10 protein-coding genes and 2 pseudogenes are annotated in these 15,958 nt (G+C 61.3%); 5 read left to right on the top strand and 7 right to left on the bottom strand.

The window, feature by feature from the left end; genetic code table 11:
* The 4 genes and pseudogenes from DTF_RS21425 to DTF_RS21420 all read right to left on the bottom strand — a co-directional run.
* The coding region (locus DTF_RS21425) for a GAF domain-containing protein (protein WP_193352676.1) at positions 1-1,126 on the bottom strand (1,126 nt) is incomplete at its 3' end.
* 158 nt (positions 1,127-1,284) lie between these two features.
* Positions 1,285-1,638 carry a DUF2750 domain-containing protein gene (locus DTF_RS0101970; RefSeq protein ID WP_027713957.1) on the bottom strand — a complete coding sequence of 118 codons (354 nt, stop codon included), beginning with the start codon at positions 1,636-1,638 and terminating at the stop codon, positions 1,285-1,287.
* A gap of 177 nt (positions 1,639-1,815) precedes the next feature.
* Positions 1,816-2,133 (bottom strand): annotated as a pseudogene (locus DTF_RS27715) (FAD-dependent oxidoreductase); the annotation flags it as partial.
* 25 nt (positions 2,134-2,158) lie between these two features.
* Positions 2,159-3,058 (bottom strand): annotated as a pseudogene (locus DTF_RS21420) (polysaccharide pyruvyl transferase family protein); the annotation flags it as partial.
* 303 nt (positions 3,059-3,361) lie between these two features.
* Between DTF_RS21420 and DTF_RS21415 the strand changes: the two are divergent.
* From DTF_RS21415 to DTF_RS0101945, 4 genes are all read left to right on the top strand, one after another.
* On the top strand, positions 3,362-4,720 hold the full coding sequence (locus DTF_RS21415) for a mechanosensitive ion channel family protein (protein ID WP_051360709.1): 1,359 nt from the start codon (positions 3,362-3,364) through the stop codon (positions 4,718-4,720).
* A 35-nt stretch (positions 4,721-4,755) separates the two neighbouring features.
* Positions 4,756-7,302, top strand: a complete 2,547-nt coding sequence (locus DTF_RS25045) for a transporter substrate-binding domain-containing protein (RefSeq protein WP_051360707.1) — start codon at positions 4,756-4,758, stop codon at positions 7,300-7,302.
* A 172-nt stretch (positions 7,303-7,474) separates the two neighbouring features.
* Positions 7,475-8,275 carry a VacJ family lipoprotein gene (locus DTF_RS21405; RefSeq protein WP_226989119.1) on the top strand — a complete coding sequence of 267 codons (801 nt, stop codon included), beginning with the start codon at positions 7,475-7,477 and terminating at the stop codon, positions 8,273-8,275.
* Positions 8,259-10,667 carry an RND family transporter gene (locus tag DTF_RS0101945; RefSeq protein WP_051360702.1) on the top strand — a complete coding sequence of 803 codons (2,409 nt, stop codon included), beginning with the start codon at positions 8,259-8,261 and terminating at the stop codon, positions 10,665-10,667. The genes DTF_RS21405 and DTF_RS0101945 overlap by 17 nt, the downstream gene beginning before the upstream one ends.
* On the opposite strand, the gene DTF_RS0101940 is transcribed toward DTF_RS0101945, so the two are convergent.
* From DTF_RS0101940 to DTF_RS0101925, 3 genes are all read right to left on the bottom strand, one after another.
* Positions 10,668-11,525 carry a YitT family protein gene (locus tag DTF_RS0101940; protein ID WP_027713955.1) on the bottom strand — a complete coding sequence of 286 codons (858 nt, stop codon included), beginning with the start codon at positions 11,523-11,525 and terminating at the stop codon, positions 10,668-10,670.
* Between the two features lie 186 nt (positions 11,526-11,711).
* Positions 11,712-13,022, bottom strand: a complete 1,311-nt coding sequence (locus tag DTF_RS0101935; RefSeq protein ID WP_027713954.1) for a CDP-alcohol phosphatidyltransferase family protein — start codon at positions 13,020-13,022, stop codon at positions 11,712-11,714.
* A 293-nt stretch (positions 13,023-13,315) separates the two neighbouring features.
* Complete coding sequence (locus DTF_RS0101925; RefSeq protein WP_027713953.1) at positions 13,316-13,504, bottom strand: hypothetical protein; 189 nt, start codon at positions 13,502-13,504, stop codon at positions 13,316-13,318.
* Positions 13,505-13,787: 283 nt separating this feature from the next.
* Between DTF_RS0101925 and DTF_RS25040 the strand changes: the two genes are divergently transcribed.
* On the top strand, positions 13,788-15,958 hold a 2,171-nt coding region (locus DTF_RS25040; protein WP_193352675.1), incomplete at its 3' end, for a response regulator.

Below are 15,958 nucleotides of genomic sequence, written 5' to 3'. Positions count from 1 at the left end.
CCTGGGATTCGACCATCAGGCGAAAGAGCTTGCGGTTCGGATCGTCGCTCTCGATCTCCCGGATATTTCTGCCGACCACAACCTCTGTCGTGTCGTCCTTGCGGTGATTGACGAAACGCCCGCTGCGAGCCTGCGAATGGACCTGGGATTCGACCATCAGGCGAAAGAGCTTGCGGTTCGGATCGTCGCTCTCGATCTCCCGGATATTTCTGCCGACCAGTTCGTCCCGTCGGTAGCCGCCGACCGTTTCGAAGGCCGGATTCACATATTGGATCCGTCCCTCCGTATCGAAGGTCAGCACCCCGTCAGACTCCTGTTCGATGATAGCGGCCAGGAGCATCCGTTCCTTCTTCCCGCGCTCCTGTTCCTTGCGCAGACGAAGGGTGGCGATGCCGTAGGAGAGATCGTCGGCGAGTCCCTTGAGCAGGTCGACCTCCTGGTTGTCGAAGGCGTCCGGCTCCCCGGCAAAGATAACCAGGGCGCCGAAGACCTGACCGTGATCGAACAGGGGGAGTGAAATCGAGGAAGCGTATCCGTAACGCAGCGCCCGATTCCTCCAGGGGACCCACTTCGGATCGGTGAGGATGTGCTGGGCGACGCATGGCTTTCCGGTCCGGATGGCGGTGCCGGTCGGCCCCCTGCCATGCTCGTTGTCCCCCCACGAGACTTTCAGGGTTTCCAGGTAGCCGTTCTCATATCCCCACTGGGCGACCGGACACACCGTCTTCTCGGCATCGCTGAGGGCGAAACCGACCCAGGCCAGGCGATATCCTTCGGAGTCGACGATGATCCTGCAGATCTCCCCCATAAGCTCCGTCTCGTCCGTCGCCCGGACCAGTACCTGGCTGCACTCGCTGCGGGCCTTGAGGGCGAGTCGGACCCGCTGCAGCGCCGCGCGCGAATTCTCCAGAGTTCTTTTCGTGTGCCGGATCTGAAAAAAAATGAGTTGGGCCGCCAGCAGCAGAAAGCCGAGACAGGGGATCAGCTCCCAGCGCCGGAGAACGGCAGCATCGGGAAATTGTTCAGAGAAGATGAAGATGGAAAATATCCAGAGTCCTCCCATAAGCCCGAAACAGACAAAAAAAAGGGATAGATTCTGTTTTTTGAGAAGAGTTTTCGAGATCATGGGGTGTCCTTTTTTAAGACTATTCCAATTAAAATCACACCTATATCTTACTACACCAGGAGAGAATTTCCCTTCCGAAGGAGGTGACTTGAAAGAAAAAAGGCGACCAACTGGCCGCCTTTTCTTTTCGACTGAGGATGAAACTGATTCCGATTCGGTTAATGGGTGTCCTGCGAGGATTGGAATTCCTCGGCCGTGTAGCAAAGCACCCTCGGTGATTTGCCGTCGGGGTTGAGCTGGAGTTCGGAGATGGCCATCATCTTGTCGGAAAGCCATGCCTGGGTGAAAACGTCCAGGGGGACGGCGGCAGGCTCATATTTTGGACCGACCAATCGCGCGTTCTGCAGGAAATCGACGACCCTCTCCTTTTTGGACCAGACTGGCAGAGAAAATCCCGTCTCGTCAAGTTCATGGGCATAGACGCTTTTATGGATGCTCCGAGCAACCCACACTTTCCCTGTCGCTTCGATTTCCTCGAGAAAAATTTTTTCGCCGATATATTGGATGCTCATCGCTTTTCGACTCCCTCACGGCCGACAGTTCTGAAGCCCGAGGCGCCGGCCGGAATGTCGCCCCCTCGGCAGGCTAACAGACGACACCCTCGATTCATCTCCTGCCGGCAGACTCGCAGGAGGCAGTGCGTCCTTACCTCCAATCTAGCATAGCGCCGGGGACTTTCCACCCGCGGGCTATACGGCGATGCCGCGCAGGTTGGCTCCCTGGCGCAGCAGCTCGCGCTGCACCTCCCTGGTTTCTACCTGTGCAGGCGAAACCCGCCGCTGAGCGGCCAGGGCGGCGCAGACGCCGGCGGCGTGCCCCGTGGCCATCGACGTCGGCATCACCCGGTAGGACGAGAGCGCCTCGTGGGTGCCCGAGATGCACCGTCCGGCCACGACCAGATTGTCCACCTCGCGAGGCAGCAGGGCACGCAAGGGAATATCGAAGGCCTCCCCCGGCGGCAGGCGCTTGAGGACCGTCCCGGTGCCGGCGGGGTTGTGGAAATCCATGGACCTTGGCGGCGTACGGCAGGGCGATGAAAGGGACGCCGGCAAGGGCCGCGAAAATCAGAAAATGCAGCCGCATGCCGACGGCGAATTCGAATCGCCCGAGCAGGGAGAGCATCTGGCCGGAGGTGTACTTTCCCTTGAGGACCCTGCCCCTGGACGCCCGCAGCATGCCGGCTACGACGGCGTGGGAGTGCTGGACATCCCGCACCTGGCGCTCCATCGGCACCAGCACGATATCGGCCCCGAAGCGATCGACCATGAAATCGGCCGCATTGGAGAGCAGGGCGTGATACCTGTCTTCACTGAGATCCGGAGCCGCCTTTCCCGGCTCCCGGACCGACATCCCGATCAGCCGCCGCTCTCCCAGCAGATCCTCCCGCTCGAGCGTCCCGTCGGGAAGAGTTTCCGGCTGCAGAAGGAGGGCCGGATCGCCGGTGACCAGAATCTCCCGTTCGACGCCGACCTCCTCCAGCAGATGGCGCGCGCCGCGATCACGGACAGTGATTGCCGCCGCCCGGTTCAGGCCGTCGCGGACAACCTCCCGCGCCTGCGGATCGTTGAGCGGTCCGGCGCCGATGGCGTACACCATCACCGGAACGCCGTGTTCATGGGCGAGCAGGACCTCGCGCAGATAGATGGCGGCCTCTGAGTCGAACAGAATCCCTCCGCCGCCCAGCACCAGCAGGTCGAGGCGCCGGATCTCCGGCAGCACCTCGTTGCGGGACATCTTCCGCACCGGCAGGGCGCGATCGACCGGATGCCGCTCCAGGGTGTCCTCCGCGTCGCGGGAGAAGACGGTGATTTCGACCGGCAGGGAGGAGCGCAACTGCGTCACGATCCCCTGCAGGATGGCCTCGTCTCCCAGATTCAGCCCGCCATAGGAACCGGAGATCCCGACCCGATAGATATCCCCTGTTCGCGGCATGGTTGCCTCCATTCGCCCCGCCTGCCGGATCAAAAATCGTTACGGCAGCGGGTGGGTGCCCTACAGTTTACTCGCAAAACATTGCTCAACAAGCAGACGAGAGCCGGCCTGATTTCTGCGCCCGAAAATTATTCACATGAATTCCTGGCATTTTTCCACCTCTATCACTTTGGAAATACTGATTTTCGGATATATTGGAGTGACGGGGAGAGACAGAGGATGAACGTATTCCGCCACGGCGTTTTTTCCAAACTGACAGGGTCGGACCCGGGAGGCCAAGCTCCCGCGGACTGGAGGAGGCGGATGGTCTTTCTCCTGACAATCCTGCTTCTGGTGCCGCTGTCAGGGATTTCCGCCGGACAGCAGGAGGCGGAAGCTCCAGCTGCGGGTCTGACTCCCCCCGAACGGGTGGAAGTGGAAGCCGCCTCTGATCCGGCCATCGCAGAGCGACTGGAAGGGATCCTGGAATCGACCGGGTGGTTCGAGGCGCCGTCGGTGGCTGCCCGGGAGGGGGTGGTATTTATCGACGGACGGGCCATGCGGCGGGAATACCGGGAGTGGGCCGGACAGCTGGCTGCCAATACCGAGGGCGTGGCGGCCGTGGTGAACCGCCTGAAGGTGGAGCGCTCCCCCTGGGATTTTTCACCCGCCCTCGAGGAGTTGCGGGATCTCTGGCAGGAGGCGATCAAGACCTTTCCCCTCTTCGCCTTCGCGGTGGTCATCCTTGCCGTTTTCCTGCTCCTGACCCTTTTCACCGCAGAGATCATCCGGCGGCTGCTCGGGCGCCGGGGGGTGAAGCCGCTGCTGCGCGATGTGGGAGCAAAAGCGGCCGCCATCCCGGTCTTTCTCGTCGGGCTCTATATCGTCCTCAAGGTTTCCGGCCTCAGCCGCCTGGCCCTGACGGTGCTGGGCGGTACGGGAATAGCCGGACTGGTGATCGGTATCGCTTTTCGGGACATTCTGGAGAATTTCCTGGCCAGTATCCTCATCAGCACCCGCAACCCTTTCAAATCGGGGGATCTCATCGAGATCGAGGGACGCACGGGGGTCGTGCAGAAGGTGACCACCCGGGGGACCGTTCTCATGGATTTCGATGGAAACCACGTGCAGATCCCCAACGCCACCATCTACAAGAGCACCATCATCAATTACACCGCCAATCCCAGGCGCAGGATGGATTTCACCGTGGGGATCGGCTACGAGGACGCCATTGGAGAGGCCCAGACCGCGGCTCTGGCCACGGTATCTTCCCACCCGGCGGTCCTTGCCGATCCCGAGCCCCTCGTCCTGGTCGAGTCCCTGGGCGCTGCCACGGTGAACCTTCGCGTCTATTTCTGGTTCGACGGCATCCGGTACAACGGGCCGAAGATCAGATCTTCCCTCATCCGCCGGGTGAAGCGCTCATTCATGGACCAGGGGATTTCCATGCCCGACGAGGCGCGGGAGATTGTCTTTCCCCGGGGGGTTCCGGTGCGCCTGTCGCGGGAAGAGGTTCCCCTGGAGGAGGCACCTCCGGCGGAGATTCGACGGGCCGAGTTGGAGGCCGAGCCCGAAGAGCCCGTGGCCACCGCCGCCGAAGGGGCTCTGGAGAGTGAGGAGGGAAAGATCCGCGAACAGGCCCGCACGGCCAGGGTTCCGGAGGAAGGAGAGGATCTGCTCTGAGACGCGCTGCCTGCTTATGGAAGTCCGGATCGGCCTTGGCCGAGATCTTTCCCAAGAATCCCGGGGACATTCTTTTCCGGCCCGCAGTCCTGCTGTGCCTGTTGCTGACCGTCGCCATTCCTGCCCTGGCGCGTGAAAAGCCGGAGGAGCCCATTCTGTTCGGCGGCGACAGCAGTTTTGCCCCCTTTGAATATCTGGACGATCAGGACGAACCCGCGGGATTCGACATCGACATTCTGCGGGCCGTGGCTGAAGTGATGGGCTTGAAGGTCGAAATACGCCTGGGACCTTGGAGCACGATGCGCAGTCGCCTGGAAGAAGGACGGATCGACGCCCTGGCGGGAATGCGCTATTCGGAGGAGCGGGATCTGCTTCTCGATTTTTCCGCTCCCTACCTGATCAATACGAGCGCCATCTTCGTCCGAAAGGACTCAGCCATTCGCACCTTCGACGATCTGAAGGGGAAGGAAATCCTCGTTCAGCGGGGTGACATCATGGATGATTTCCTCAGGGAGACACCCCTGTCATCGCACATCGTCTTCGTCGACGATCAGATCGAAGCCCTGCGGCTGCTGGCCTCCGGGAAGCATGACGCCGCCCTCTGCACCCGGCTTGCCGGGTTGTATTTGATTCACCATCATGGCCTGGACAATCTCAAGATCACCGGTGTCGATTTTTCAGGAGGATCGTACGGCTTCGCCGTCACCGAAGCGAATACCGAACTGCTGGCACGACTCGATGAAGGCCTGCGTATCCTCAAGTCGACCGGTCGTTACGAAGCCATCTATGAGCGCTGGTTCGGATTGTATGAGAAAAAATCGGTTTTCCGGGAACTTCTCAGGTACGCCATCTGGATCCTCGGGCCGACCCTGCTTCTGCTGGCGACGGCCGTCGTCTGGTCGTGGACCCTCCGCCGTCAGGTCGCCGCGAAAACCCGACAGATATCGGAGCATCTTTCGGAGCGCCAACGGATGGAGGCGGCGCTGGAATCGGAGAGGGAGTTCCGGCAATTCGTCGAGGCCTCGCCGGTACCCATGGCGATCACCGATCAGAATCTGACCATTCTTTACGTCAACAGGAAGTTCACCGAACTTTTCGGCTACACCATCGGGGATCTTCCCGACCTGGGGACCTGGTGGTCGCAGCTTTCTTCCGCCGCCGGTCCGCACCCGGACTCCCGGGAAGGTAAAAGCCCGTCGTTCGATCCGGGGTTTTCTGCCCACGATTGCGGAGAATTGAAGGTCTTTGACAGGGACGGCGCCCCCCTCACGGTGGAGTGCCGGTTCTCCTCCATCGAGGAGCGGCATTTCGTCGTCTTCAACGACGTGACCGACCGCAAAAGGGCCGAAGAGGCGCTGGCATATCGGGCCGAAATCGAAGAGCTGGTCTCCTCCATCGTCATGCGATTCGTGAATCTTGCCCCTGAAGAAGTAGACGGGGCCATCGACCGGGCCTTGGGAGAAATCGGCAAATTCATCGGAGTGGACCGAAGCTACGTCTTTCAGTTTTCCGAAGACGGCACGAGGATGGACAACACCAACGAATGGTGCGCCCCTTCCATTGAACCTCATATTTCGAGGCTCCAGGGACTTCCCACCGAAAGCCTGCCCTGGTACATGAATCAGATCAGCGGAGGAGAGGCTTTCTACTGCCCCTCAGTCGACCGACTCGGTCCGGAAGCGCAGGCGGAGAAGGAAGAATGGCGGCGTGAAGGGATTAAGTCGCTCATCACCGTTCCCATGCTTTACAAGGGCCGGATGGTCGGCTTCGTCGGGTTCGATTCGGTTCGAACCGAACAGTGCTGGCCGAAAAGCGTCCCCTTTCTGCTCCGGATGGTGGGGGAGGGATTCGCCGGCGCCATCGAGAGAAGGCGCATGGAAAAGGAACTGCGCGTAGCCCATCGGGAGATGGAAGCCTTCGTTTATACCGTCTCCCATGATCTGCGATCCCATCTCACCCCCATCATCGGATTCGCTGACTTCCTGGAGACCGGCTACCGTGGGAAACTGGACGAACAGGCGCTCAGCTGTCTTTCCAGCATCGGCGATTCCGGCAACAGGATGCTCGAGGTGATGGAGGACCTCCTCGCCCTGGCCAGCGTCGGAAAACTGGAAATGCCCGATCGGCCTGTCAATGCCCGGGCGGTGGTGCAGGAAGTGGTCGACAATCTGGCGAGCCGCCTCGCTGCTGCCGGCATCTCCGTGACGATAGCCGAGCTGCCCCATCTGCGCGTGCCCAGGACCGTCCTCTCCCGGATTTTCGATAACCTCATCGGAAACGCCCTCCGATATGCCGGTCCGGAGGGCGGGCCCATCGAGGTCGGGGGAGAGCGCCGCGAAGACGCCGTGGTTTTTCATGTCAGCGATCACGGTCCGGGAATTCCGGACAAGGAGAGGCAGCGCATCTTTGAAGCCTTTTACCGGGGATCAACGAAGGGTAACGCCGTCGGCACGGGGATCGGCCTCGCCATCGTGCAGAAGAGCGCCCATCTTTACGGAGGCAGAGCCTGGGCGGAGGAGACGCCCGGTGGAGGAGCGACCATCCGGGTGGAGATGAAGGATGTCTGTCCGGATACCGGGTGAGAGTAGCCCCGGATGCCTTCCGTCGAAGGGATGTATACTGGCTGATATGCCGATATCAATATGGAGCGATACTCGATACTCATCCCGGAAAGGGCGGGAAAGGTCATCGACGATGAATGGCGGGAGACTGCACGATCGCGCCTCATTGTTCTACATCTCATGCAAAGGGCTTTTGCTCATTCCACTTCTGGCCTGCCTGCTCGCCAGCGGATGCGCCGCGGTGAACGGCCCTCGGGCCGAAGATGGCCTTAAAGAGGATGCGCACGGTGAGAGGCTCCCGTTTCCCGCCTCCCGCCGGGAAGCCGCCCCGGTCCCGCCCCCGGAGGGACTGGAGCCCGGACTCGAGCCGACGGTGGTGGCCTACCGCGAGTACCGGGACCCCCTGCTGCACGTGAACCGGGCGATATTCGCCTTCAACGACGTGACCTATCGTTACCTGCTGATCCCGCTGGGGAAGGGGTACGTGCGGGTCGTCCCCGATCCGGTGCACCGGAGCGTGGGCAACTTCTTCTACAATCTGAAGACGCCGATCTATGCCGTGAACCACCTGCTGCAGCTCAAACCGAAGCCGATGGGAAGGAATCTGCTGCGCTTCGGCATCAACACGACCTTGGGAGTGCTTGGCCTTTTTGACCCGGCTCGGAAATGGTGGGGGCTGGAGAGGGAGGAAACCGATTTCGAAGAGACCCTTTCCGGATACGGCGCGGGGTACGGCCTCTATCTGGTTCTGCCGATCTTCGGCCCTTCCGACCTGCGCAAAGGCGCCTCCCTGGTGGTCGATCACTTCCTGAACCCGGTCGTCTATCTGACCGAGAACCCCGAACGGAGCGTCATCCAGGGGGTCGACTTCTTCCAGGAATACGCTCCCGAGGCGGAGCGGTACGAGACTCTTCGACGCAAGGCCGAAGATCCCTACACCTTCTTCCGAAATCTCTATCTGCAGGGAGTTCAGAGGGATGCCGATTACCGATAGGCCGGTTCGCTCCCTCCTCGGAGCGATCGTCGACCATCCAAAGACCGTGCTGATCGTCTTTCTTCTATGCACAGGAGCCCTGGGATGGCAGGCCAGGCATTTCGAGATTGACGCCTCGGCGGACACCCTGCTGATGAGGGACGATCCCAACTACGTCCTCTCCCGGGTCGTGAACCGGCGGTTCTCCCCCCAGGAGTTTCTGCTCGTCGCCTACCGGCCGAAGGACCGCCCCCTTTTTTCCCCGCAGGCGTTCCGGGACATCCGGGAGTTGAGAGAAAAGCTCCGCGGGATCGAGCGGGTGGAATCGGTACGCTCCATTCTCGATGTCCCCCTGTTTACCCTGGCCGAAGGGGGTCTCTCCTCGCTGGAGGAGCCTTCCGAGTTGACCATGGAGCATCGGGGCTACAGCACTGCCGAGCTCCGAAAGGCATTCGGCGGGCACCCCCTGTACGAGGACCTGCTGGTCAACGGCGACCAGACGGCCACCGCTCTCCAGGTCCTGTTCAGGAGCGACCCGGAGCTGGAGGAGATCGAGGACCGCATCGTCGACCTGCAGGTGAAATCGTTGCGGGAGGGACTCTCCGAAGACGAGGAGCGGCAGCTGGAGGGACTCAAGGAGCGGGCCGATCCGATCGAGAGGGAACTCGGCCGGATCCGGGCCGATGAGATCGAGACCATCCGCGGCATCCTCGCCGGGTACGAGGAAAACGCGGAAATCTACCTGGGCGGGGTTCATGTTCTGGGCCAGCAGCTGATCCGGATCATCCGAAACGATCTGATCGTCTTCGGCGGGGCCATTGCGGCCGTGATCTGTCTGCTCCTCCTTCTGCTCTTCCGGAGGTTGCGGTGGGTGGTCATCCCGGTGATCTGCTGCGCCTGCAGCGTGATCGCCACCATGGGACTCTTCGGCCTGCTCGGGTTCAAGACCACGGTCATATCCTCCAACTTCATCGTGCTGCAGCTGATCCTGACCCTGGCCATCGTCATCCACCTGATCGTCCAGTACCGGGAATACGGCGCCGATCACCCTGACTGGGATCAGGCGGAGCTTGTCAGGCAGACGCTGCTGCGCAAGGCGGCCCCCTGCTTCTACGCCGGCATCACCACCTCCGTGGGCTTCGCTTCGCTGCTCTTCAGCGGCATCCAGCCCGTCATCACCTTCGGCTGGATGATGATCATCGCCATGTTCTTCTCCATCGGGGTCAGTCTGCTCCTGTTTCCCGCCGTGCTGGCCCTCCTCGGCAGGGAGAAGAAGGCGGGGACCCTGGGTGTTTCCCGCCGTATTCTGGCATTTTTCAGCGGGCTGGCCCTGCGTCGCCCCGCATTGGTGGCTGCGGCCGGTGCGGCGTTTCTGGCCGCCGGCGCGGGCGGTCTGCTTCTGCTCGATGTGGAAAACAGCTTCATCAACTACTTCAGGGAGAGAACCCGGGTCCACCAGGAACTCTCTTTTATCGACCGGCAGTTCGGCGGGTCGACCCCCCTCGACATCGTCTATACCATTCCGGTGTCCGCGCGTAAGAAGGACCTGGTCATGACAGCCGAGACCGTCTACCTTCTCCAGCGCATCCAGCACGCCCTGAAGCAGCACGAAGCGGTGGGCAAAACCCTCTCGGTGGTCAACATCACGGAACTGGCCAAAGAGGTCAACGAGGGGAAGCCTCTTACCGAATATGAACTCACCGCGGCTTACAGGCTCATGGAGGATGCCGTGCGGGAGGAGCTTCTGGGATCGTTCTTCTCCCCCGAGCACTCCCAGGTGCGGTTCAGCATCCGGATAAAGGACGCCACGGAGGGACTTGACCGGGCCGAGCTGCTGGAGGCGATCCGCGGCGATCTGAAAGAGCTCGGCATACCGGAAGACCGGTACACCCTGAGCAGCCTGTTCGTCCTCTACCAGGACATCCTGCAGCGGCTGTTCCGCTCGCAGATCCTCACCCTGGGGATCGTCTACGTTGTGCTCACGCTGACCTTCCTGGCCGTCTTCCGATCGGTCAGGGTGGCTCTCATCGGCATCGCCCCGAACATCCTGTCGACCCTGGGGGTGCTGGGGGTGATGGGGTGGATGGGGATTCCCCTGGACCTGATGACCATAACCATCGCGGCCATCGCCATGGGGATAGCGGTGGATGACACCATTCACTACATCCACCGCTACCTGGAAGAGCTGAACGGCTCTTCCGAAAAGGCCGTGGAGAGCAGCCACGCCACTGTCGGCCATGCCATTCTCTACACTACCCTCGTCATTACCCTGGGGTTCTCCCTGCTGGCCTTCTCCGACTTCGTGCCCAGCGTGCTGTTCGGGCTGCTGACCGGCCTAGCCATGCTGCTGGCGCTCCTGTGGGATCTCACTCTGCTGCCCGCGCTGCTCAACCGGTTCGGTAGAGCCGGATGATCAGTAGATCTTCCTCCTGGCGAAGGTCGAACCGATGACGGTGAAGGTGTTCTCCACGATGAACAAGGCATGCGGGTCGTGGGTGAAGACAAGTTCTTCCAGGCGCTTGAGCTGAATGTTGTTGATCACAGTCATCAGCACCTTCCTCTCTTCTTTTTTATAGGCGCCTCGCCCGAGGAGGAAAGTGGCTCCGATCCGCAGGCTGCTCATGACCTCATCGGCGATCCCGTCGGCCTCTCGGGAGATGATCAGCGCCATCTTGCGCTGGCTGAACATGGAGAGGCAGTAATCGACCGCCACCGAGGAGACGAAGACCAGGATCAGCGAGGCGATCACCAGGTCGTTGTCGAGAATGAGGAAACACAAGGCGAACAGGACAGCATTGAAGGCAAAGTAGAATTTTCCCAGGCCGATATTGTAGCGCTGCCAGAGTATGACCCCGAGGACGTCGAGGCCGCCGTTGCTCCCCAGCGAGCGCAGCACGATCCCCGCCCCGGCACCGCTCAGGGCCCCGCAGGTGACGGCGGCGTAGAGCTGGTCGCGGATGCCGAAATCGACGTCGAAAAGGGTATAGGAAACGGCGGTCACCAGCATGGCGTAGAGGCTGTAGAGGAGGAAACGCCGGCTGATCAGTATCCAGCTCAGAGCGAACATCGGGATGTTCAGCACCAGATACCAGAGGCCGGCCCCCAGGGTGTCGGTCAGGGTGTGAATGAGCACGGAGACACCGAACAGACCGGCAGGGATAAAACCGTGCGGTTCGGCGATCCCCTTCAGCGCCACCGAATAGATCAGGGTGCCGGCGGTGATCAGCATCAGGTTCCAGGGGACGGAATAGGCGAATTCTCGAGGCGACATGCAGGCTCCCTGTGTGATCGAGATTGGAAATGGAAGATCCGTTACCGAAACACAGGACAGGCGAGCCTGTCAATAGCCGGATCGGTAAAATTAAATCGGTCTGAAAAGAGGCAATTCAGGGCAAGACCGCAGGACTGCCTTTGCGTCATCCGGGCGAGCGTCTCCGGAGTATAGCGCTTGTTCCACTTAAGATTTTTCCGGAGATTTCCAGAACAGCGGTGAGGCCAGGTAGACCAGACCAGCGGTGAAGGTGATGAGCAGGGGGACGGCGTACTGGTCCCGGCGGACGCCCAGGGCGAGAAGGAAGAGGAAGCTGCCCAGCGCCAGAACCTTCACCACCTTCGGGATCCTCGGCAGGATGACGCGGCCGAAATGAGGGTAGGGAACCCGGGAGACCATCAGCAGCGAGGTGACGATCACGATCGCCCCGCGGATCATATCGCCGGGGATCAACAGGACGCTGGTGCCGGCCAGCAGGGCCCCGGCCGGGGAGGGCATCCCCGAGAAGGTAAACACGCCTCCGGCGATTCCCGCCTTTCGTTTTTCGATCACGAAGCGCACCAGGCGGTAGACCACCGCCGCCACATACACCCCGGCGACAACCACACCCGCCCATAAGTGCACGAAGGAAGCGGCGACCACCAGCCCGGTAGTCAGCCCGAAGCTGGTCCCGTCGGCCACATCGTCGAAGACCTCCCCCTTGGGGGTGGAGCCCCAGCGTTCCGCAGCCCGCCCGTCGAAAAGATCCAGAAACTGACCCAGAAAGACCAGCCCCAGCGCATAGACCGTCGGCCGGCCGGTGAGCACCACCCAGCAGCCGGCAAGGCCGCATACCAGGTTCATCAGGCTGAGGATGTTGGCATACCAGTAGTTGGGGATGAGCTTGAAGGCGGTGGAACAGAAGGAAAGAAAGACGCACATGCCGAGGAGCGGCTGGATGGCGCGGCCCAGCAGGGGGAGAGGACCGTAGATCCAGGTCAGGCCGACCACGATCAGGAGCACCACCACCAGGAAGGTCTTGGCCTTGCCGAACAGGTTCGCCGCCTTGATCTTGATGAAGGACCGGGAGGCCTGGCCGATGACGTCGAAGGCCAGAAACAGCCCGAACAGAAGGGGGTCGAGCCAGCCGATCCATGCGAGATAGGCCAGCATCGGGATGTACATGAGCTTGTCCGACAGGGGGTCGATGGTCTCCCCCTCTTCCGTGTACAGGTCGCATTTGCGGGCGATGTCGCCGTCTGTTATGTCGGTGATCATCCAGAAAGTGAAAAACAGAAAACTGGTCCGCGGAAAGCCCAGGTACAACAGGAGCACGGAGACGAAGCCCATGGGATACCTGGCCCGGCTTATGGAATTGGGATGAAGCCAGGGGTGACGCCGCACCCAGGCGATCTGGCTGGGAGTCCGCAGAAACCGGGTGACGGCGAACCGCTCCGCACTCAGCATCAGCAGGACGGGAAGGGCGATCTCAAGCAGGATGGGAATTAAGGAAGTCATAAGCGCGTCGAGCCTGGCGTGCAGGCCGGGTGTTCTTTCCGTCCCGGCAGATTAAAGTTACCGAATATGAAAAGGCCGCCGTCTTTTCAGGTGCCTGCATCTCAGGGGATGGCCGGAAAATGGCGGGGGGATGGAACGCCTGAGGGCATTTGAGATGAAATTTGCGATCCGTGCAAGAAAAAAAAGCTTCTCGCATCGGTTTTGGAGAGACGTCACCGGGCTGAACAGGAGGGAAGCAGGGGGTCGGCCATACCAGAGCCTGTCCCCCTGCATTGCTCTACGGACCCTGGAAACTACTGAAGAACCTTGACGTTGTCCTTGGACCAGGTCTTGCGCCTGCCGTCCACATCCACTTCGAAGAATTCGTCCTCGCGGTTGACGGACACGATCTTGCCGACCTGGTGGGTGACGATATGTTTCAGCCGCTTCTCTTCCCCTGAGCTGACCGAGTTGCAGATCCCTTCGAATTCATCGTGCCTCATGGCTCACCTCTCTTCGGCCTGGGTTAACAATCGAGAAGAACAGTCCCTTTATTGGGGATAGGGGATAGTATAGCAGCGGTTCATTGTATAGCCAGTCCCTTCCGGCCATTGCATCAGCCCTGCCTTCGGGCACTCCGGGGGGAATCATTGACAGGCCTGGCAACTTGAGGTAATTCTGGCCCAGCACTTTTCGAAGCCGACCTTCCAGGTGTCGAAAAAATTTGCTTTTCGCAGGCGGCGGTCCCCATGGGACACCCCCCCGCCGCTCAGGAGGAAACCATCGATGGTGGACCAGGATGCAAAATCCGCAGCCGGTATATGGGAAAAATTGAGGACCAGCCGCTATCTGTGGGGCCTGCTTGCCCTTTGGACCCTGACCATCGGCATCTCCTACGGCTGGAACGCCCACGCCGAAAGGGAAAGGGTTCATCAGCAGGCATTATTCCAAGTTCGTGCCCTGGTTGACAAGGATATCCTCTATCGCCGGTGGAACGCCGCCTACGGAGGAGTCTACGTCGACCGGGAGAAAGTTGAACCCAACCTCTACCTGGGGCAGATGATCGCCGACCGGGATCTGACGGCTACCGACGGCACGCACCTGACTAAAATCAATCCCGCCTATATGACCCGCCAGGTTTTTGAAATCCAGGAGAACCAGCTGGATGTCCGGGCCAGAATGACCAGCCTCAAGCCGATCAATCCCGCCAACCGCCCCGACGACTGGGAGCGGTGGGCGCTGCAGGAGGCAGCCGTGGGGCTCGCCGAAGCGGTGGAGCCGGCCGTGGTCGGCGGCCAGCCGCTGCTGCGCTACCTGCGGCCTCTGGTTGTCGAAACGGACTGTCTCGGCTGCCATGAATCCCAGGGCTACCAGATTGGAGACATCCGCGGAGGGATCAGCGTCTCGATTCCCCTCGCTCCTTTCCTCGCCTCCTCGCACCGGAACCTGATGAACCTGGCCTGGACCCACGGCATTATCTGGCTCCTCGGCGCCGCCGGCCTCGCTCTCGGCTATCGCAACTATCTGGACTACGAGAACGCTCGTCTGGGGGCGCAGGCGGCTCTGGTCGAGTCAAAGGAGGCCGCCGAGGCGGCCAGCCGCGCCAAGAGCGATTTCCTGGCCAACATGAGCCACGAGATCCGAACGCCGATGAACGCCGTCATCGGCATGACCGACCTCGCCCTGGGGACCGATCTCGATCGCGAGCAGCGCGAATACCTCACGATGGTCAAGGGCGCCTCCGAGTCGCTGCTGAACGTCATCAACGACATCCTTGACTTCTCCAAGATCGAGGCCGGAATGCTCGATTTCGAGCAGATCGAGTTCAACCTGCGGGAGACGGTCGACAAGACGATCCAGGCGCTGGCCTTCCGGGCACATCAGAAGGGGCTCGAGCTCGCCTGCTTCATCCCCCCCGAGGCGCCGGAGATCGTCGTCGGCGATCCCACCCGGCTGCGCCAGGTCCTGGTCAATCTGGTTGGCAACGCCATCAAGTTCACCGAGAAGGGAGAGGTCTTCATCCGTCTGCGCCCGGAGTTCTTCGAAAAGGAGGGTAAGCCGGCCTGTCGCCTTTTCTTCGCCGTGCAGGATACGGGCATCGGCATCTCCGAGAAGGAGGTGGCGCGTCTCTTCGAGAGCTTTACGCAGGCCGATTCCTCGACCACCCGCCGCTTCGGCGGCACCGGCCTGGGCCTTGCCATCTCCCGGCGGCTGGTGGAAGGTATGGGCGGCGCCATCGACGTCGACAGCCATTGCGGGCGAGGGACCACCTTCACTTTTTCGACCGTCTTCCCGGTCGCCAGCGGGAGCTGGTGCCCCCTGCCGGCCGTCGAACTTAAAGGGCTCAAGACCCTGGTCATCGACGACAATCCGACCAATCGCTTCATTCTCGGAGAGTTCCTCAGCAGCTGGGAGATGGAGCCGGCTCTTGCCGACGGAGGCGCCAGGGGGGTCGAGATGCTGGAGGAGGCCGCCGCCGGCGGGAAGCCGTTCCAGCTGCTTCTGCTGGATGCCCGCATGCCCGACGTCGACGGCTTCACGGTGGCGGAAAGGGTCAAGGAGAACCCGGCCCTGGCGGGGCTGACCGTCATGATGCTTACCTCCGACGACATCAGCGGTCACGCCGCCCGCTGTCGCAAGCTCGGCATCGGCTCCTACCTGATCAAGCCGGTCTCCCAGTCCGATCTGCACGATGCCCTGGTCGAAGCGCTCGCCGCCGGCAGATTCCCGCGTTTTTCTCCCGTCCCGGAAGTCGCTTTTCCGGTGAATGGAAAGGCGGACGGCCATATCCTCATCGTCGAGGACAACGACATCAACCGCAGGCTGGCCATCACCCTGCTCCAAAAGAGGGGGTGGCGTGTCACCGCCGTCTCCGACGGGGCGCAGGCGGTGGAGGCCGTCTTGGACGGCGGGTTCGACCTGGTTCTGATGGATGTGCAGATGCCGGTGATGGACGG

Source organism: Desulfuromonas sp. TF (assembly GCF_000472285.1).
GTDB lineage: Bacteria > Desulfobacterota > Desulfuromonadia > Desulfuromonadales > ATBO01 > ATBO01.
This window is presented reverse-complemented; position numbering and strand designations above follow the sequence as displayed.